A 20218-nucleotide genomic window follows, 5' to 3' on the forward strand; every position below is an offset into this window, starting at 1 on the left:
CTCTCATGGCGCTGATCGGACCGATCCTCGACAACCGCACGCAGAGGGAGCTGCGGGACGAGCTGGTGCGGCGCATCCCCGCGTACACGAAGCAATGGACGGACCACAACGAGAGCGACCCCGGCATCGCCCTGCTCGAACTGTTCGCACACCTGGGCGAGTCGCTGCTCTACCGCTTCAACCAGATCCCCGAGACCACGCGGATCGAGTTCCTCCGGCTCCTGGGCGTGCAGCCTCGCCCGGCGCGGGCCGCCGAGGTACTGCTTGCTGCAGGCACCGAGCAGCCGGCCGGGGTCCAGGTGCTCCGGGACTCCGAGGCCTCGGCCGGCAGCGTCTCGTTCCAGACCTCCGACGAGGTCTACGTGTGGCCCCTCGAGGCGGTCGGAGCGGGCAAGACCGAGACCACGGACGGCGCCGAGGACAGCAAGGCCGATGCGCGCGAGCAGGCGGGAGTGAGGAACGCCGCCGATGCGGCGTTCTACCGCACCGTCCTGACGGCGCCGGACCCCGCTTCGCCCGACGCCGCCGCGATCGATGTGAGCGAGCAGCTCGATCGCGCGCTGTGGATCGCGGTCCTCGCGAAGGAGACCACGGACGTCTCCGCGCTCGCGGGCAGGACGCTGTTCCTCGGCATCGCATTCGACGAGGCCCTCGATCCGCCACCCGCGATCGCGACGCTCCGCGCCGATGAGGCGAAGACGTTCCGCGCAAGCGTGCTCGCCGAGGCCCCGCCCGCCACCTCGTGGCAGCTGTGGTCGGGTCCGCCCGGGTCGGGCGCCGAGACCCCCCTGGTCCCTCTCTCCGTGGTCGGGGACACCACGCACGGCATGACCACCACCGGCGTGGTCAAGCTCGAGCTCCCCACGCTGCCGCGCCTGCGCGGACCGGGCGACGGCGGCACCGACTCTCCTCCCCTCATCGACGACGAGGAGACGGCGGCCCGCGTGATCGCGTGGCTGCGCGTGTCACGACCGCAGGCCCAGAACATCGGCGACTCGATCCGGCGCGTGCGCTGGGTGGGCGCGAACTGCGTCCGCGCAGCGCAGTCGCGCACCCCGGTGCCCGAGTCGCTCGGGACCGGCACGGGCGACGCCAATCAACGGCTCCGTCTGGCCCACTCCCCCGTCGTCCGGGGAAGCGTCAAGGTCCAGGTGGAGGAGCCGCAGGGATGGACGGACTGGGAGGAGGTCGAGACGTTCGCCCGCAGCGGCCTGAGCGACCGGCACTTCATGGTCGACCACGAGGACGGCGCCGTCGTGTTCGGCCGCACCCTGGTCCCCCAGATCGGCGAGCGCATCCGCGTGCCCTCCTACCGCTACAGCGCGGGCAAGGCGGGCAACGTCGCGGCGGGCACGGTCACGTCCTTCCCGCGGCATCCCGCGGTCGAGGTCACCAATCCGTTCCCGGCGCGCGGTGGAGCGGACACGGCGGACCTCAGGGAGGCGCTCGGAGCGATCCCGGGCGAGGTGCACCGCCGAGATCGAGCGGTCACGCCGGAGGACTTCGCCGCGCTCGCGAAGGAGGTCACGGGCGTGGCGCGGGTCGACGTGCTCCCGCTGTTCCAACCGGACACGCCCACGGAGCGCGCGGCCGGCGTCACGTCGGTGATCGTGGTGCCCGACCTCGATGTCCGGAACCCCGCCGCACCGTTGCCCGACATCGCCCTGCTCCGCGAGGTCGCCGCCCACCTCCAGCCTCGTCGCCTCGTGACATCCGAGGTCTACGTGATCCCGCCGGAGTACGTCCCGGTCACCATCGCCGTGGGTGTCAAGGTGCGCGACGGCTACCAGGTGGACGCGGTCCGGCGATGGGTCGAGACCATCGTCCGCCAGTACCTCTCCCCGGTGCCGCCGAACGGCCCGGACGGCGAGGGATGGCCGCTTGCGCGTGCCGTCCGCGCGGCCGAGCTGGAGGCTGTCGCCGTGCAGGTCGAGGGCGTCGAGTACGCGGAGGGCGCGCGCCTGGGTCAGGTGACGCCCGCGCGCGGCTCCGCAGCGCGCACCGTGACCGAGCGGGACGTGGTTGCCCTCGAGAAGTGGCAGCTCCCCGAGCTCGTGGCCATCGAGGTCGTGCGCGGCGAACCGCCGTTCCCCGGCATGCCTCAGCCCGGCGCGCAGCCTGACAGGACGCCCGTGCCGCTGCCCCCGGAGGTGTGCTGATGCACGGCGACCGGGACGTGGCGCTGCTGGTCCACGAGGACCAGTGGGCACGATGCGCGCATGACCGCACCGTGCTCCTCCCCGACGGCGGGGTCGGTCTCGACTGGGCGATGCCGCCGTCGCCGCGCCCGTCGCGCTGGGACGAGGACCACGAACGCTGCGCCGACCCGACGCCGCCCTGCGCAGGGCCGTGCGCGGCCGGGATCGCGCACGACCGCTGGGGCCGCACGTGGACCACCCGGCCGCTCGACGGCACCATCGAGGTGGGCCACCGCCCGGGGGCGCCCGGGGCCTCCTGCCCCGGCGCGCTGCGTCACCCGACGGGCATCGCCATCGATGCGCGCGACCGGGTCCTGGTCGCGGAGACCGTCGGCAGGGCGGTCGCCGTCCTGGACCCCTGGGCGGGCCGGGTGATCCGACGGGTGCCGATGCCCGGGGCCCCGGTGGACCTGGTGGCTCACGGCACCGACGGCGCCCTGGTGCTCACCCGCGCACCTCATCGCCTCATCAGCATCGACGGGGGCTCTCCACCGTGCGTGCGCCGGGTACCGCTCAGCCGCCCGCACGGCTACCCCGACGTCGCTCCCGCCCGCGTCACGCTCGTGGCGGGCCGTCCGGTGGTGCTGTGGCACGGCGGCGGAGACGCCGTGATCGCTGAGACGACGGGTCGCGAGATCCTGGTGGACCGCGCCGCGAGCGACATCGAGGGCACCCCGGGCGGGCTGCTGGTGGTGGCCCGCGGCACCGGCGAGCCGTTCCGGCGCCTCCGCGGCACCGGCGGGGCGTGGGTCGAGGACCAGCCGCTCGCGGCATCCGGCTACGACGGAGGCGCCGTCACCGTGGGGCCTCGGGGACGCATCGTGTACACGACGGCCGGGCCGCCTCGCTCGACGCAGGGCTCGAGCGCGCGCTACGCGCGCTCCGGCAGCGTGACCACGTACCGCCTCGACGCCGGGGAGTACCGCACGCGATGGGGACGGGTGTTCATCGATGCCTGCCTGCCCACCGGCACGGGGCTCACCGTGCGGGTCCTCACATCCGACGAGGACGACGTCGAGGATCCCCTGCAGCCGTCCCCGCCTGGCCGCGGCGCGCCGCGGCTGCGCGCGGCGGAGGCCACGCCGCCCCTCCCGTCGGCCAGCGCCCTCGCGGACGCCGAGTCGCGGCCCGTGGTCGCGCGCGGCGCGCAGGGCGCGCTCGGCGCGGTGGAGCCGCTCGCAGAAGGCGGCGACTGGGTCACCTACGAGACCGGGGTGGATGCTCAGCCGGGCCGCTACCTGTGGCTGCGGATCGAGCTCACGGGCACAGCGAGGACGTCCCCGCGGGTGCGCGCGCTCCGCGTCGAACGGCCCGGCCATGCGCTCCTGGATTCCCTGCCGCGCCTGTTCTCAAGCGACGACGCCCACGCCGACTTCCTTCATCGCTACCTCACTCCCGCCGAGGGCATCCTGCACGACCTGGACACGGCGGCCGCCGAGCGTCGGACGCTCATCGACGCCGCCGCCGCTCCCCGCGAGGTGCTGCCCTGGCTCGCGAGCTTCGCGGGCATCGTCCTCGACCGCCGCTGGAGCGAGGAGGCGCAGCGCACGCTCATCGCCAAGGCCTACGCCCTGTACGCCCGGCGCGGCACCATCGGGATGCTCGAGAGCATCCTGTACCTCTACCTGGGGCGCACGGCGCGCATCGTCGAACGCTGGCGTCTCCGGGGCCTCGGCGGCGCGATCCTGGGCCTTGAGCCGGAGGGACGGCTGCGTTCGCCCACGGTCGTGGGCACCGCTGTCGATGCCGGGATGCTGGGCCACTTCGCCGTCGGTGGAGCGAGCGAGGCCTCGACCGCGTACACCGCGCTCGCCCACCGCTTCGTGGTGCTGGTGCCCGGGTGCCTCGACGCGGAGCAGCGCGAGGTGGTGGAGCAGCTGATCGAGGCCCACAAGCCTTCGCACACGCTCGGCGACGTGTGCGAGGTCGGGGCGGGCATGCCCGTGGGGCGCCTTCGGCTGGGGATGACGGCCTACGTCGCCCCGCCCGCGGGGCACCCGCAGGCCACCACCGGACAGGTACGGCTCGGCCTGGACGCGAGGGTGGGGCTGCGCGACCCCGCTCCCCGGATCGGTGAGACGCACCTGGGAGAGGCGCGCCTCGGATGAGCGACCTCACGATCGACCTGATGACCGCGGCGGTGACGGACTGGCCCGACCCTGAGGCGGTGCGCCCCATGCTCGAGCGGGTCGCCCAGGTGCGCCTCGACGATGCGCTGCGCGGGGCGCCGCTACCCGAGGGCGAGTGGTGCGTGCGCCGTCTCGACGTCGCGGTCTCGCTCGACCCCGAGCGGCCGTCCAGCGCGCTCGAGTCGACCTGGGCGGACCAGGTGCTCGCGGCCCTGCACCGCAGCTTGAGCGCGGGGTCGCCCGAGGTGCTCCACTACCGCCGGCCCGAGGACGCGGTCGACGATGCGCTGGCCGGCCTCGCGTCCGGCGTCACCGCGCACGCGTGGGCTTGGACCCAGATGGGCCTTGCGAGGCCAGGCGATCCCTCCCCGTCGAGAGATCCGCGGGGGCTGTTCCTGACGCTGCTGGAGCGCCTCGCCCGCGGCCGCGCCGCCGCGCTCGCCCGCGTGGTCGAACAGGTCGGGGGCGTGCGCGCCCACCGCCTGCTGGGCGCCGAGGGTTGGGAGCGCGCCGCGGAGCTGGTGCTCTCCGAATCCGGCCGGCCGGTGCTGTCGCCCTCGCTCGAACTCCCGGGTTCCGACCGCCATGGGATCGCGGGCTCCAGCGGTCGCGCGGGTCCAGGGGCCGGCGACGATGCCCGGGCGGACGTCGCGGCGGCGCGGCAGCCTGCCGCTGGCCACCGCAGCGCGCCTGGTGCAGACCCGGCCGCCAGCGCCGCGCAGGATGACGGGCACTCTGCCGCCGACGCTCATGCCCAGACCGTGCTGGCGGCGAGCGCGCTCGCCATGGCGCTGCTGCGCTCGGGCCTGCGCGTCGGGCCCGCAACGCTCGAGAACTGGGCGACCCTGGCGCTCGGCGAGGCGGAACCGAGCCTGCTGCGCCGGCCCGACCCGGAGCTCGCGGCGCTGATCGCCGCGCTCGTCCGCCGCCTCCGCGGCACGGTGTCCCCGGGACGCGACAGCATGGCCGCCCGCGCCGTCGGGCGCACCTGGCCCAAGGGCGGTGCCCGCGACCACGGCGGGTCGGACGCGGCGCCCGGCGCGCGGGACGATGCGCCCGCCGATCAGCCCCCCGTGGAGCCCCCCGGGGAGCCCACCCGGTGGGGCGGGCTCCTGTTCCTGCTCAACACCGCCGAGGACGCCGGCGTCCCCGAGGCGCTCGCGTCCCCGCCGCTGAGCGACCGCGGCGCGACCTGGGCGCTGCACCGTATCGGGATGCTCCTCGCTGAGGCCTCGCCGGAGGACCCCGCCGTCCTGGCGCTCGCAGGCACGCAGGAGGTGCCGGTGGGCGACACCGACGACGCCACCGAGGCGGCGCTCGCACAGTGCTCCGCCCGGTGGGCGCTCGCCACGCGGGACCGCATGCGTCTCCACGGGGACACGGGCGAGAACGGCGGCACCGAGCCGGACGTGCTAGCCCGCATCGTGCGCCGCGACGCGGTGATCCTCAGGCGGCCCGGCTGGACCGAGGCCGTCCTCGCCATCGAGGACGTCGACCTTGGTGTACGCCGGGCCGGTCTCGACATCGACCCCGGCTGGATGGCGTGGCTAGGTCAGGTGGTGAAGTTCCGCTATGAGTGAGGCGCCGTACGAGACCCTCGCCTGGTCCGGCTCGGAGAGCGGGGACCTGACCGCCCGTGCGGGGGCGATCGCGCTCCGCATCGCGGACGTGGTCGAGCTCCACTGCGCTCCCGAGACCGGCGCAGCGGATGCGGTGACGTTCCTGCGCGAGTGGGCCGATTCCGCCGGAGCAGCGGGCGCGGCATCGGTCCTCATGCCCGACTCGCCGCTCGAGCGGCTCGCGAGCGCCTACGGACTCTCGAGCGACGAGGTCGATGTGCTGATCCTCGCCGGCGTGGCCGAGGAGCACGAGGGCCTGGCCGCCACGTTCCGCTCCCTCCATCCGACGGGCGAGCCGCGCCCGACAGCGGGCCTGGCGGCGTTGCTTTTCGGCGGCGGAAACGCGGAGCGAGCGCGGTTGCGCTCGATGCTCGCATCCGGCCCCGGGGTGAGATCCGGCCTGATCCGGGTCGAGGGCACGGCTCCGTTCTTCGAGCGGTCGCTGCTGCTCGCCGAGGAGCTCTGGGCCGCGCTGCACGGCTGGGAGGCGTGGCCCGGCGCGCTTGCCCGCGTCGAGAGCTCCGGCGTCCCCGACGGCATGGACCCGTGGCTGGACCTGCCCGCTGTCGAGGCCTGCATCGAGACGCTGCGGCAGGACGCCCGCGCGCTCATCGCTGTGCCCCACCCCGATCCCGTGGTGAGCCTGGCCCGTTGCGAGGCGATCGCGCACGCTGCCGACCTCCGGGCAGTCGCGGCGTCGTTCGACGAGGGCGACGAGGCGGGCGCCGCGCTGCTGGCGGTTCACGCCCGCGCGCGTGGCGCGGTGCCCACGGTGGTGCTGCCGGCAACTGACAGGCCCCGCTCAGTGCCGATGGCCCGGTTCCCCGGCGCCGTGCTGGTGTCGATGGCGCCCGGCGCGCTCGCACCGCCCGCGGACCGTCCGCTCATCCACCTCGATCCAGACACGCTTCCCTTCGCCGCGGTACGCGACGCCTGGGCCGCGGCCGTGCCGTCGCCCGGCGTGGACATCGACCTCCTCGCCGCTCGTCACCCGCTCGACCCCGCGGTCACCGCACAGCTCGCGCGTGACCTCGCGCTCACGGACGGGGACTGGGACGCGCGCACCATCTCTACGGCCGTGCGCGGCCGCGCCGGCGCGAGCCTGCCCCCCGGCGTCCGGCTCACCCAGCCCGCGGTGCCGTGGGAGCAGCTCGTGCTGCCGCCCCCCGCGCTCGACCAGCTGCACGCCGCGGTCGCGCGCCTGGGGGCGCAGGCGACCGTGCTCGAGGAGTGGAGCATGCGGCAGCGTGCTCAGGGCAACCGTGGCGTGCGGATGCTCTTCACGGGGACCCCGGGCACGGGCAAGACCCTCGCCGCGGCAGCGCTCGCGACGGCGATCGACACCGACCTCATGGTGGTCGATGTTGCACGCCTCGTGTCCAAGTGGCTCGGCGAGACGGAGAAGAACCTCGGCGCGGTCTTCGAGGCGGCGGAGCGCACCCGCGCGGTGCTGCTCCTCGACGAGGCGGACGCGCTCTTCGGCACCCGCACCGAGATCTCGGACGCGCACGACCGCTACGCGAACCTCGAGACCGCGTACCTCCTGCAGCGCGTCGAGCAGTTCGACGGGCTCATCGTGCTCACCAGCAACCTGCGCAAGAACATCGACCCCGCCTTCACGAGGCGTCTCGACTTCGTGGTCGACTTCCCGCTGCCCGATGTGGAGGCCAGCGAGGCGCTGTGGGACCGGCTGCTGCCGCACGATGCGACGGCCGTACGCGCCACCGACCTCGACATCGGCGCGCTCGCCCGGCTCTACCGGATCCCCGGTGGGTGGATCCGCAATGCCGCGCTCTCCGCCTCGTTCGCCGCCGCGGCGCGCGACGAGGCCATCACCCAGGACCTGCTGGTGGGCGCGGTGCACCGCGAGTACCAGAAGGCATCCGCACCGTTCCCCGGCGAGCCACCTAGGAGGCGAGATGACCACCATCGATGAGCCGACCGCCATGAGCACGACGCCGTACGGGGCCGACGCCTCGACCGCGCTCCCGCTCTGGCCCTGGAACGCGCTGCGGCCAGCGACCGGCATGCTGCTCGACAGCGACGACTTCGAGGTGCTCGGCGGCAACCCGCGGGCGAAGCACATGCTCCATCAGTCCTGGCAGCACGGGCGCGGCGTGGTCTGGGGACTCGCCGTCGCGCGCCACGGCGAATGGGAGCTGCGGGTGTCGCGGGGTCTCGCCGTCGACGCTCTCGGGCGCGAGCTCCATGTCGACGCGCCGTGGTGCGTCGACCTGCGGGACGCCCTCAAGGGCCAGCTCGAGCCGGACTGCGGACCCCAGGAGATCGAGCTCTGCCTGGTGCTCACCTACGACGCGTGCCTGGCCCGGCCGGTACCCGCGCTCGCCGATCCGTGCGATGTCACCCGCGAGAGCCAGTCGTACTCCCGCGTCCATGAGCGCGCGCGGCTCGCGCTGGTGCCTGGCCACCCCGGGCTGCCTCGCACGTATCACCGCGTGCGCGTGCTGCTCGGTCTCGACAAGGTGGGCAAGCACGACGACGCCGGGAAGGAGGCCCTCGCGCAGCGCTACGAGGTGCTCGCCGCCGAGCCCGCGCATCGTGCCCGGGAGCTGCTGCGGGGCTTCAGGTGCCTCGCGGCGCGCGATGCCGCGGACCTCACCGCGGACGGCTCCGACTGCGAGCCGGGACTCTTCCCCACCCCCGAGGCACACGCCGGCGTGGTGCTCGGGTGCGTCCGCGTCACGGTGCGCAGCGACAGCGACCATCCCGCGATCGTGGACGGCAAGGTCTGCATCGACGACTGCTGCCGTCCCACCCTGATTCCCACGACCGTGATCCAGGACCTGGTCTGCGGCCTCGCCCCAGGACTCATCGGCAGCGGGGACACGCGCGCAGCGGTGGGTCCCCAGGCGGTGCCCGGCAGCATCGCATGGGTCGATGACGAGTCCGACGGCAAGGGTCGCCACCGCCGGTCCGCCGCCTTCACCTTCGCGGTGACGGAGCACCTGCTGCCGGCGACGCTCACGATGACCACGGTCACGGTCAACTCGCTCTCGAAGAACGGATGGGCCCCCGAAGGCCTGGAGACCCGCCCGACGTACGACCCGGACACCAGGCGCGTGACCGTCGAGCTGTCGGACCGTCCGCGCAACCCGCTCATCAGGGTGGTGGTCACGGGCACGGGGCCCACGCCGGTCTACGGCGCCTCGCCCCGCGCGCCGCTCGCGGGGGTGCTCGGTGATGACCCGGGACTCGCTGGACAGGGCAAGGACGCGGTGCTCACCGCGGAGAACCCGCGCGGGGGCGACGACGGCGCGAAGCACGAGCCGGCGGACATGGCGACGATGGAAGGAGATGGCCACCATGACGACCACGAGTGACTGCGGCTGCCACGGCCACGAGGACGGCGCTGCCGCCGCTGCGGCGGCCGATGCGTCCCGCACCGTCTACGTGTCGAAGGACGCGGCGTCGTCGGCAGAGACGCGAACAGGCACCACGACGGGCGCGCACGGCGCCACCGTGCTCGAGGGCTTCCACGGCCTCAACCCGCAGGACGGGCTGTTCCTGCGCGCCGAGCACCTCGCCGCGATCCAGGACTATGCGCGGGCGCTGTCGACGGCCGTCGCGACGGCCTCGGGACCGGGCGTGGTCGACGGCCTCGGCGTCGAGATCGTCGGCACGGACCTGGTGGTGCACCCAGGCCTCGCCATCAGCCCGCGAGGGCGAGCGCTGCGGTTGGGGCGCACCGTCACCATCCCGCTCGGGGACGGCCTGCCCACCATCGCCGACGGCGGCTTCTGGCGGATCGAGGTCCACTGGGCGTGGGGCACCTCGGGCCAGGTCGCGAGCTTCGGCAGCCTGTGCGCGGACGACTGCGGTACCGGCGGCGGGACGCTCACGCCGTGGCGGGACGAGGGCGTGGAGATCCGCATCGTCCCGGACCACCTGCCCGCGTTCGCCCGCGCCACCGTGACCGCGATGCGGCCCAACGTCCTCTCCTCCGCGTACTTCGAGCGCGAGCGCTCCGCCGGTGGGCCCTGGCTCGTGCCGCCGGCGGCCGGCGCGTCGCTGCCGGCCTGGAGCGGCCTGCCGTGGACCGATGACACTCCGGCGCCCGACGAGCGGGGCGTGCCCCTCGCGCTGCTCTACCCCGCGAGCGTCGCGAAGGACAAGAAGGACGTCTCCTACGGCGTGCAGGTGTGGACCGCGCGGCGGCTGGTCGACGGCACCTCGGCGCACTCGACCTGGCGGAGCCGGCTGGCGATGCGGCCGTGGCCGGTGTTCCTCGCCCAGATCCTGCAGTTCCAGGACGAGCTCGGCGCGAAGACGGGCTCCATGGCGACGCTCGCCGGCGACTTCGGCGAGGGTCTCGATGTCGAGAGACTCCTCGAGCACTTCGGGCATATGCGCGAGCTGTACGAGGTGATCTCCGACCGGTCCAACGCCGCTGGGACCGAGGCGTACGAGGTCGCGGGCATGTCGCTCGAGCGCATGAAGAGCGAGCACATCCTCGAGTCGCTCGAGAAGTTCCCGCACGCCAACGCGGCCAAGGGCAGCCCGCTCGCCGGTCTGACCGAGCTGCCGCCCGCGGGGTACCTCCCGGCGAGCCTTGGGAAGCCAGGTTCCGAGGAGGCGGTCCGGAACGTGGTCGAAAGGCAGGCCCGCGTGGTGGTCGGCGGGCACGTGAACCTCAGCGTGCGGCTGATGCGCGCTGACCAGATCGCCGACGAGGTCCTGGCGGCCCAGCACCGCGACCGGATCCCCCTCCAAGGCTTCCGTACGACCCCGGAGGTCGAGATCCTGGTGCCCTTCGCGCCGGCCGACAAGGAGGAGCTGTTCACCGAGGAGTACGGCTGGGTCGCATTCGTGAGGAAGGGGGCGTGCTGCGAGACGGCTGGGCCGGAACGCGACACCGTGCGGGTGGCCGTGGTGCGCGAGACCTTCGACGAGCTCTTGGGGGCGAACCTCAACGAGGAGAAGCTGAGAAAGATCGCCCATGACGACGTCCGCGAGCTCTCCTACCCGTCTGGCGCGTGGGCGTACCCGGCGGGCGACGCCGCCGAGTCCGTCAAGGAAACCCTCGCCGGTGGAGTCCCTGACGAGATCATCGCGGTCACCAGCGGTTCCGACCCGGCGCTGGCCGCGGTCCGGGCCGGCCTTTTCGCGATGTCGCTCGATCAAGGCCACCCGCCTTTGGGCATCCGGACGCTCGAAGGACGAGACCTCGACGCGATCCTGATCGTCGCGCCGCGCGCCATCGGCTAGGTTGCCCGGACTATGGCCGGACCCCAGGGGCAGACGGGCGCGCGGGTGTCGCGAGACCCCCGCGAGCCGATGTTCGGCGTCTGCACGCTTCGCGTCGAGGTCCAGCCCGAGCACCTGCTCATCACCATCACCACCAGCAGGTCCACGGACGCGAGCGCGCAGCGGTTCTTCGTCTCGCGCCCGCGCTCCGTCGCCTCGACCCGCGAGGCGCTCGAGCTCACCGAGGACTTCCTGCAGTCCTTCGGCCTGTGGGAGGAGTCGATGACGCAGGACCGCTCGCGTCCCTGAGGGCCGTCGTGCGCGCTCAGTCCCGCTCGACCCAGCGGTCGATCGCCCACACGATCGCGAAGGCCAGACCCGGCGCGACGCCTTCGCGCACGTCGATCGTGTACTTGTCGCGGATGGTCATCCACTTCTGCGTGATCTGCACCATCACCGTGCCGGACGCATCCCGAAGCGTGTAGTCCTTCTCGATGAGGTTGCCCTCGAGCAGCCACTCCTCGCCCGAGGCCAGGCTGACGTCGATCTTGTCCTTGACGAACTTGAACGGCTGCGCGTGGAGGTGCGCGACCTGCGCGCCCGCGCCGTCGGTGACGTCCATGCGCTTGGGGATGCCCATCATGCGCCCGGTGACATCGAAGAGCTTCGCTCCGGAAGCGTCGAGCACGTCCGCCCGCGGACGAGGGCCCATCTTGCCGTCGACGAGGAACAGGTCCTCCTCCGTCTCCGGCGCGAGGATGCGAAAGTCACGGCCGGCGCCGAACTTGCTCTTCATCAGATAGCGCGAGTACCCCGCGGGCACGGCCTGCTCGGACATCGTTCCTCCTGGGATCGGCGTGCCCTCACCTTAGCCAGGGCATCGCGCCCCCACCAGGGACGATGCGAAGGCGTCGCCGGCGCTCACCTCATGTCCACCGTACCGCGGGCCCGCCCCCTTGCGGCAAGGCCCCCTCCGCGGCGGAGAATCGTCGGCAGTCACCGGTTCGAAGGACCCCTCATGACCTCCTCGGCGTTCGCGCTGCCCCCTCGCCTCTCCGCCAAGGCGGACCCGTCGCTCGTCGACGCCGACTCCGCTCATCTCGCGCGCGTCGCCGCAGCCGTGGCGCGCCAGGTCGGTCAGCTCGAGGAGCGCCTCGAGGCCGAGCTCCGCAAGCCCGGCGGGGGCGGCCAGGCGACCGTCGAGCGCGACCTCGAGGTCCACCGCCTGAGCGCTCGGCTGCGGACGCTGCGGCGCTACGGGCGCGACCTGTGCCTGGGACGCATCGTCACGACCGACGGCGAGCGCACGTACGTCGGTCGGCTCGGCGTCACCGCTGAGGACGGCACGCGGCTGCTCGTGGACTGGCGCTCCCCCGCCGCCGAGCGGTTCTTCGCCGCTACCGCCGCGCGACCGATGGGCGTCGCGAGCAGGCGCCGGTACCGGTGGTCCGGCGGGCGCATCGTCGACTACTGGGACGAGCCGCTCTCCGGCACGGCGGCGGTCGCGACGACGCTCGACGAGGACTCCGCGCTCATGGCGAGCCTCGGTGCGAGCCGGTCGAGCCGCATGCGCGACGTGCTCTCCACGATCCAGGCGGACCAGGACTCCATCATCCGCGCGTCCTCTGCCGGCGCCCTCGTGGTCGACGGCGGCCCGGGGACCGGGAAGACCGTGGTCGCGCTGCATCGTGCCGCGTACCTCACCTACGCCGATGCGCGCCTCGCCGCCCAGGGAGGCGGGGTCCTCGTCGTGGGACCGCATCGGCCGTACCTCGCGTACATCGCGGACGTGCTCCCGAGCCTCGGCGAGGACTCGGTGCGCACGTGCACGGTCACGGATCTGGTGCCGGAGGGCCGGCTGGCCCCCGCCGAGGCGGATCCGGACGTCGCCCGACTCAAGGCCGACCTGGACCTCGCGATCGACGCCGCGGTCGCCCTGTATGAGGAGCCGCCGACGTCGACCCTCCGCCTCGACGTGGGTGACGAGCAGGTCGAGGTCACACCCGCGGACTGGGTCGAGGCGTTCGCGGCACCCGAGCCCGGCACGGCGCACAACGACGCGAGGGACGCGGTCTGGACGGCGCTGCTCACCATCGTTGTCGACCGCGTGCGCAGCGGTTCCGGCGATGACGAGGCGCGGGAGGACCCCGACGAGTTCGACGCGTACGGCCTCGATCAGGGCGACCCCGATGCCGCGGCCCGCACGGCGCTCTCGCGCAACCGTGCGCTGCTCGACGCCATCGGCGCCGCGTGGCCTATCCTCGAGCCCACCGAGCTCGTCGGCGACCTGTACGAGGTGCCCGCCTACCTGCGCCGCTGCGCGCCGTGGCTGTCCGTTGATGAGGCGGCGGCGCTGCGACGCGACCGCCCCGACGCCTGGACCGTCGCGGACCTGCCGATTCTGGACGCCGCGCGTCACCGGCTCGGCGATCCCGACCGGGCCAGGCGCCTGCGCGGCGAGCGTCTGCGTCGTGAGGCGCATCTCGCACGCATGCGCGAGGTGGCGGAGGACCTCATGGCGGCCGACGACACCGAGCTCCATGTCATGTCCATGCTCCGGGGGCAGGATCTCCGCGAGGAGCTGGTCGGCAACGTCACCGAGGACGCCGGAGCCGGCGATCGGCTGGCCGGGCCTTTCGCGCACGTGGTGGTGGACGAGGCCCAGGAGCTCACCGACGCGGAATGGCGCGCGCTGCTGCGCCGCTGTCCCTCGGGAAGCCTCACGGTGGTGGGCGACCGCGCGCAGGCGCGCCGCGGCTTCCCCGAGGCGTGGGAGGACCGTCTCGCGCGGGTGGGCCTGCGCGACGTCGCGAGCGCACGGCTCTCCGTCAACTACCGCACCCCCGCCGAGGTGATGGCGGAGGCGGCGCCCGCGATCCTCGCGGCGCTGCCGGACGCCAACGTGCCCGAGTCCATCCGGGTCTCCGGCATCCCCGTTCGCCGAGGCGCACGATCCGACCGCGACGCGATCCTCTCCGCCTGGCTCACCGCACACGAGGAGGGCGTGGCGTGCGTCATCGGCGATCCCTCCGCCGCCGACGGCGACCGGGTCCGGTCGCTGTCGCCGGAGCAGGTCAAGGGCCTCGAGTTCGACCTCGTCGTGGTGGTCGATCCGGCGGGCTTCGGAGGCGGCCTCACCGGAGCGGTGGACCGCTACGTCGCGATGACCAGGTCCACGCGGGAGCTGGTGATCCTCGACGGGTGAGCGTCCTCAGATCTCGGTGAGCCTGAGCCCGTCGATCGGGACCTGCTCCCACTCGTCGAAGGGGTCGTCCGCGACCGCCGCGCGGGCGATCGGGGCGAGCCGCTCGTAGTCCTCTCGCGAATCGAAGATCGCGAGCCCCACCAACCGGTCGGAGTCCTCGTCGGCGAGCGTGCGGATCGAGACGAGCCCGGCCTCGCCAAGGATGGCGGCGCCGTACCGATGCATCGAGTCGACGAGCGCGGCCCGATGCTCGGGATGCGGGTGATGGATCGACATGAGCACGAACATGTCCTCACGCTACCCGCGCGCCCGCCCCGGTAGGGTCGGCGCACATCGAAGCGAGGGAGCAGGCATGGAGCACGTCGACACCGTGGTGGTCGGAGCGGGCGTCGCGGGCCTGACCGCCGCGCGGCTCTTGTCCGAAGCCGGCCGCCGGGTGGTGGTGCTCGAGGCCCGCGACCGCGTCGGCGGACGCGTGTGGACCGAGCGCCGCGACGGCAGCGCGACCGACCTCGGCGCCTCGTGGATCCATGGTGTCGACGGCTGCCCCGTCGCAGCCGCCGCCCGCGCGTTCGGCATGCGCACGCACGAGTTCACGGTGGGCGGCTATCAGGTGGACGGCCGGCCGATGGCGTACTTCTCCCCCGACGGGCGCCGGCTGACGGACGATGAGGCGGCCGCCTTCGCCACGGACGTCCGTGCCGTCGACGCGACGCTGGCTGATGTGATCGCGGACTCGGCGCCGCTGGATTCCTACCGCGACGTCACGGAACGCGCGCTCGGCTCCCAGGGCTGGCCCGCGGATCGGGCGCAGCGCGTCCGCGAGTTCCTCGAGCATCGGTCCGAGGAGCAGTACGGCGCGTGGATCGAGGATCTCGCGGCCCACGGCCTCGACGACGACGCGATCGAGGGCGACGAGGTGGTCTTCCCGGACGGCTACGACGCGCTTCCCGCACGCCTGGCCGAGGGCCTCGACGTGCGGCTCGGCCACGTGGTGTCCCGCATCACGTGGTCGGCGACCGGGGTGCACGTCGAGACCGACGGTGCCGCCTTCGCGGCGGCCGATGCGGTGGTCACCGTGCCCGTGGGCGTGCTCCAGGCGGGCGCGCTGGAGATCGAGCCCCCGCTGCCCGAGCCCGTCGCCGGCGCGCTGTCGCGGCTCGAGATGAACCGCTTCGAGAAGGTGGTGCTCCGCTTCCCCACGCGCTTCTGGGGCGAGGACGTGTACGCGATCCGCCAGCAGGGTCCCGAGGGGCGCGCGTGGCACTCGTGGTACGACCTCACGCCGCTCGACGGGACGCCGACGTTGCTGACGTTCGCGGCCGGGCCGACGGCGCGGATGATCGAGGGCTGGACCGATGCGGAGGTGACCGACTCCGTGCGCGCGCAGCTGCGCAGGCTCTACGGCGAGGTTCCGGATCCGACCGCGGTGAGCGTCACCCGCTGGCACGAGGACCCGCACGCGCGCGGGTCGTACGCCTTCATGCGTCCGGGATCGACCACCGCCGACCACGATGCGCTCGCGACACCGGTCGGCGGCGTGCTCCACCTGGCCGGCGAGGCGACCTGGACCGACGACCCGGCGACCGTCCCCGCCGCGATGCTGTCGGGGCATCGTGCCGCCTCGCGCATCGTCGGACGGGACCTCCCGATCGAGGCGCTCTGGACCTGACGCCCGGCTCAGACCGAGCGGTCCTCGAAGGCCAGCGTCATCCCGTCGTGGGACTCGGTGCAGATCACGGTGATGAGGTCGGACGAGGCTGTCCCGCGAGCGATCCCGTTCTCGGGCACCGCGTCGCGCTCGGCCGCGGCGATCGCCTCGGCCACGAGGTCCGGGTCGACGGCCATGGACCGCGCGAGGTCCGCGGCGAGCACGGTCTCGAGCATCCGACCCGTGATCCCGTGCGCGTCGAGCACGAGCCGGCCCGCGCCGTCGTAGTCCGCCCGGCCGCCCCAGTCGAGGAAGCTCTCGACCTCGGCGACGTTGGCGTCGAGCGCGCGGCCGAGGAGCTCACCGGCGGGCGCCGGACGCTGCTCGGCGATGGGGTTCGCCGGGAGCGCGGCACCAGCCGGCACCTCACGAGCGCCGTCGATCGCGAAGGCTGACACGGTCACGCACAGGGCGATGATCACCGCGAGCCCGGTCCCCGACCACAGGGACGCCGAATCGCGGACGGTGGCGGTGGACTTCTGACCGGTCTCGATGCTCATGCGTCCACGGTCCTCCGCCGAGCGCCCGCGCGCATCGTCCCTCCGCAGTCATCTGGGCCTGCTGCGCCTGCAGTACGCGGCGGGCGGGAATGCCTCACCGCCCGATCCGGGTTGCCTCCTCAGGTGCGCATCGCAGCGCACCGTCGCCGGAAGGAGCCCGCTCATGGATGCGCCCGATGCCGCGCCGCCCAACAGCCCGTTCGGTTCGGAGGAGGCGCTGCGGGCCGTGCCCGGCCCGGACGGCGCCGCGCCGCTGGTCCTCGTGCTCGGCGCCACCGGCTACATCGGCGGGCGCCTGGTGCCGCGCCTGCTCGCCGGCGGCTACCGGGTGCGCGTGCTCACGCGCTCCGCGCGACGCGTCGCGGCGCTGCCCTGGTCGGGAGAGGTCGAGACCGTCGAGGGCGACGCCGCGGACCCGGAGGCGATGGACCGCGCCATGGCCGGGGTCGGCATCGTCTACCACCTGGTGCACTCGATGCACAGCGGCCGCGACTACGCGCGTCTCGACCGGGCGATCGCCGAGAACGTCGCCCGCGCCGCCGCGGCCGCGGGCGTCGACCGCATCGTCTACCTCAGCGGCCTCCACCCCGACGGGGTCGAGCTCTCCTCGCACCTCGCCTCGCGCAAGGAGGTCGGCGACCTGCTGCTCGCGTCCGCCACGCCCACGCTGGTACTGCAGGCGGGCGTGGTCATCGGCTCCGGCTCCGCGTCCTTCGAGATGATCCGGCATCTCACCGAGGTGCTGCCGTACATGCCCGCGCCGCGATGGGTGCGCAACCTCATCCAGCCGATCGCCGTGCGCGACGTCCTCTACTACCTGCTCGCCGCGGCGCGGGTGGACGCTGCCGCGAACGGCGTCTACGACATCGGCGGCCCGGACGTCATGCGCTACTCCGAGATGATGAACGGCTACGCCGAGGTCGCCGGCCTGCCCCGGCGCGGCATCACCGCGCTGCCGGTCCTCACCCCGGGCCTCGCGTCGCACTGGGTGGGGCTCGTCACGCCTGTCCCGAGTCGCATCGCCCGTCCGCTCGTCGAATCGCTGCTGCACTCGTGCGTGGTGAAGGACGATGCGATCGACGCGATCATCCCGCCGCCGCCCGGCGGGCTCACGGGGTACAGCGATGCGGTCGCGCTCGCTCTCGCACGCGTCGAGATCGACGAGGTCGAGACCAGCTGGGTGGACGGGCGTGTGCTCGGCGCACCGAGCGATCCGATGCCGAGCGATCCCGAGTGGGCGCGGCGCACGGTGTTCAAGGACGAGCGCACCAAGCCGACCACCGCGGAGCCCGCGGAGGTGTGGCGCGTCATCACGGAGATCGGCGGCGCGACCGGGTGGTACTCCGCCTCGGTGCTGTGGGCCGTGCGCGGGCTCATGGATCGCATGGTCGGCGGCGTCGGGCAGCGTCGCGGGCGCAGGACGCTCGCAGCGCCGCGCGTGGGCGACGCGATCGACGTCTGGCGGGTCGAGCACGTCGAGCCCGGGCGGCTGCTGCGGCTGCGCGCCGAGATGAGGGTGCCCGGCCGCGCGTGGCTCGAGCTCGGGGTCGAGCCTGCGGCCGAGGGAGCGGTGTACCGCCAGCGCGCGGTCTTCCTGCCGCGCGGCCTCACCGGGCGGCTGTACTGGCTGTCGGTGCTGCCCTTCCACGGGCTCGTGTTCAGCGGCATGGTCAACCGCATCGTCGCCGAGGCGGAGGCGACGGCGACACCCCGCGCACGCTCGCGGGCCTGACGCATCGTCCCGTTGGTCCCCCTGCGGGACCCAGGCCGCTTACGGTGGTGTCATGACCTCCGAAAGCGTCGAGACCGACGCGGCAGCCGCCCCCACCCAGACCTTCGCCGACCTCGGGCTCGACGGGCCCATCCTCAAGTCCCTCAAGGCCGTCGGCTACGAGACCCCCTCCGCCATCCAGGCCGAGACCATCCCGCTGCTGCTCAGCGGCCGCGATGTGATGGGTCTCGCGCAGACGGGCACCGGCAAGACCGCCGCGTTCGCGCTGCCCATCCTCGCCCGGCTCGACAAGTCCCAGAAGGCTCCTCAGGCGCTGGTGCTCGCCCCGACGCGCGAGCTCGCGCTCCAGGTCTGCGAGGCCTTCGAGCGCTACGCGGCGGACGTCAAGGGCGTCCACGTGCTGCCCGTCTACGGCGGACAGGGCTACGGCGTGCAGCTGTCTGCGCTGCGTCGCGGCGTCCACATCGTGGTCGGCACGCCCGGGCGCATCATGGACCACCTCGACAAGGGCACGCTCGACCTGTCCGAGCTCAAGTACCTCGTGCTCGACGAGGCCGACGAGATGCTGAAGATGGGCTTCGCCGAGGACGTCGAGACCATCCTCGCGTCCACGCCCGACGACAAGCAGGTCGCGCTGTTCTCCGCGACCATGCCGTCCTCGATCCGCCGCCTGTCGCAGCGCTACCTGCACGACCCCGCGGAGGTCACGGTCAAGCGCAAGACCACCACCTCCTCGACCATCACCCAGCGCTACCTGGTGGTGGCCTACCAGCAGAAGATGGACGCCCTCACGCGCCTCCTCGAGGTCGAGAACTTCGAGGCGATGATCGTCTTCACCCGCACCAAGAACGACACGGAGACCGTGGCCGAGCGCCTCAGGGCGCGCGGCCTGGCAGCGGCGGCCATCAGCGGCGACGTCGCGCAGGCCCAGCGCGAGCGGACCATCAAGCAGCTCAAGGACGGCAAGCTCGACATCCTGGTCGCCACCGACGTCGCGGCGCGCGGCCTCGACGTCGAGCGGATCAGCCACGTGGTGAACTTCGACATCCCGATCGACACCGAGTCCTACGTCCACCGCGTGGGTCGCACCGGACGTGCGGGGCGCACCGGCGACGCCATCAGCTTCATCACGCCTCGCGAGCGCCGCATGCTCACCGCGATCGAGAAGGCGACGCGACAGCCGCTCACGGAGATGCACTGGCCGTCCGCCGACGAGGTCAACGCGACGCGCCTCGCGCGCTTCGACGACTCGATCACGGCCGCGCTCGAGCAGAGCGACCGGATCAGCCGCTTCCGCGACATCATCGGCCACTACGTCGAGCACCACGACGTGCCCGAGGCCGACGTCGCCGCCGCGCTCGCGGTGGTCGCCCAGGGCGAGACCCCCCTGCTGCTCGACCCGGCCGACGAGCCCAAGCGCGCGACGTTCGCACCCGACCGGGGCGCGCGGGACCGCGGCAGGGACGATGCGCGGGGCGGGCGCGACGAGCGTCGCGGTCGCGCCCCCAGCGAAGGCTTCACGACCTACCGCATCGAGGTGGGCAAGCGGCACAAGGTCGAGCCCCGGCAGATCGTGGGCGCGCTCGCGAACGAGGGCGGCCTCGCCCGCGGCGACTTCGGCAAGATCACGATCATGCCCGAGTTCTCCCTGGTCGAGCTGCCGTCGACGCTCCCGCCCTCGGCGCTGAGCAGGCTCGGCGGGACGCGGATCTCCGGGCGCCTCATCGACATCCGTCCGGACTCCGGCGGGCCGTCGCGCGGCGGTTCCCGGGGCGGATCCCGCGGCGGGCGCTACGACGGCGGTCGGGGCTCGCGCGACGATCGCGGTCCCCGAGATGACCGCGGCCCTCGTGACGACCGCCGCCAGCGGGACGACCGGGGTCCGCGCAAGCCTCGCTGGGACTGACCACCGCTTCGGC

At 73.5% G+C, this 20218-nt stretch carries 14 protein-coding genes; 11 read left to right on the top strand and 3 right to left on the bottom strand.

The features are described from left to right. Nucleotides 1–5: 5 nt before the first annotated feature. Genes TR42_RS01295 through TR42_RS01325 form a run of 7 tightly spaced genes read left to right on the top strand, consistent with a single transcriptional unit; the run spans nt 6 to nt 11460 of the window. The gene (locus tag TR42_RS01295; protein ID WP_042212273.1) at nt 6–2159 is read left to right on the top strand and encodes a putative baseplate assembly protein; all 2154 of its coding nucleotides are present in this window, start codon (nt 6–8) and stop codon (nt 2157–2159) included. Beyond that, entirely contained in the window at nt 2159–4306 is a 2148-nt protein-coding gene (locus TR42_RS01300) for a phage tail protein (RefSeq protein ID WP_042212275.1), read from the top strand. The genes TR42_RS01295 and TR42_RS01300 overlap by 1 nt, the downstream gene beginning before the upstream one ends. Beyond that, on the top strand, nt 4303–5907 hold the full coding sequence (locus TR42_RS01305; protein ID WP_042212277.1) for a hypothetical protein: 1605 nt from the start codon (nt 4303–4305) through the stop codon (nt 5905–5907). Before TR42_RS01300 ends, TR42_RS01305 begins: the two co-directional genes overlap by 4 nt. Continuing rightward, on the top strand, nt 5900–7882 hold the full coding sequence (locus TR42_RS13975) for an ATP-binding protein (protein ID WP_052405490.1): 1983 nt from the start codon (nt 5900–5902) through the stop codon (nt 7880–7882). The genes TR42_RS01305 and TR42_RS13975 overlap by 8 nt, the downstream gene beginning before the upstream one ends. Then, nucleotides 7866–9287 carry a hypothetical protein gene (locus tag TR42_RS01315; RefSeq protein WP_042212279.1) on the top strand — a complete coding sequence of 474 codons (1422 nt, stop codon included), beginning with the start codon at nt 7866–7868 and terminating at the stop codon, nt 9285–9287. Before TR42_RS13975 ends, TR42_RS01315 begins: the two co-directional genes overlap by 17 nt. Then, nucleotides 9271–11172 carry a hypothetical protein gene (locus TR42_RS01320; RefSeq protein WP_143058856.1) on the top strand — a complete coding sequence of 634 codons (1902 nt, stop codon included), beginning with the start codon at nt 9271–9273 and terminating at the stop codon, nt 11170–11172. Before TR42_RS01315 ends, TR42_RS01320 begins: the two co-directional genes overlap by 17 nt. Before the next feature lie 12 nt (nt 11173–11184). Then, nucleotides 11185–11460, top strand: a complete 276-nt coding sequence (locus tag TR42_RS01325) for a hypothetical protein (RefSeq protein ID WP_042212283.1) — start codon at nt 11185–11187, stop codon at nt 11458–11460. Nucleotides 11461–11476: 16 nt separating this feature from the next. Here the strand turns inward: TR42_RS01325 and TR42_RS01330 are convergent, their stop codons facing one another. Then, nucleotides 11477–11989 (bottom strand): LURP-one-related/scramblase family protein, encoded by a 513-nt coding sequence (locus TR42_RS01330; RefSeq protein ID WP_042212284.1) that lies wholly within the window; start codon nt 11987–11989, stop codon nt 11477–11479. Between the two features lie 180 nt (nt 11990–12169). Here TR42_RS01330 and helR point away from each other — a divergent pair, with 180 nt between their 5' ends. Next, nucleotides 12170–14356: an RNA polymerase recycling motor ATPase HelR gene (helR, locus tag TR42_RS01335; protein WP_042212286.1), complete on the top strand. Its 2187-nt coding sequence runs from the start codon at nt 12170–12172 to the stop codon at nt 14354–14356. 6 nt (nt 14357–14362) lie between these two features. Here helR and TR42_RS01340 read toward each other — a convergent pair whose 3' ends face one another. Next, nucleotides 14363–14644, bottom strand: coding sequence for a hypothetical protein (locus tag TR42_RS01340; RefSeq protein WP_042212288.1), 282 nt, complete (start codon nt 14642–14644; stop codon nt 14363–14365). Nucleotides 14645–14708: 64 nt separating this feature from the next. On the opposite strand from TR42_RS01340, the gene TR42_RS01345 reads away from it, so the two are divergent. Next, nucleotides 14709–16028: a flavin monoamine oxidase family protein gene (locus TR42_RS01345; protein WP_042212290.1), complete on the top strand. Its 1320-nt coding sequence runs from the start codon at nt 14709–14711 to the stop codon at nt 16026–16028. Nucleotides 16029–16036: 8 nt separating this feature from the next. Here the strand turns inward: TR42_RS01345 and TR42_RS01350 are convergent, their stop codons facing one another. Next, the gene (locus TR42_RS01350) at nt 16037–16567 is read right to left on the bottom strand and encodes a hypothetical protein (RefSeq protein ID WP_042212291.1); all 531 of its coding nucleotides are present in this window, start codon (nt 16565–16567) and stop codon (nt 16037–16039) included. 163 nt (nt 16568–16730) lie between these two features. Between TR42_RS01350 and TR42_RS01355 the strand changes: the two genes are divergently transcribed. Continuing rightward, nucleotides 16731–18299: an SDR family oxidoreductase gene (locus tag TR42_RS01355; protein ID WP_042212293.1), complete on the top strand. Its 1569-nt coding sequence runs from the start codon at nt 16731–16733 to the stop codon at nt 18297–18299. A gap of 52 nt (nt 18300–18351) precedes the next feature. Continuing rightward, a complete protein-coding gene (locus tag TR42_RS01360) occupies nt 18352–20205 on the top strand; it encodes a DEAD/DEAH box helicase (protein WP_042212295.1) in 1854 nt (617 codons plus the stop codon). Nucleotides 20206–20218: the final 13 nt, after the last annotated feature.

Source organism: Demequina mangrovi (assembly GCF_000759715.1).
Classification (GTDB): Bacteria; Actinomycetota; Actinomycetes; order Actinomycetales; family Demequinaceae; genus Demequina; species Demequina mangrovi.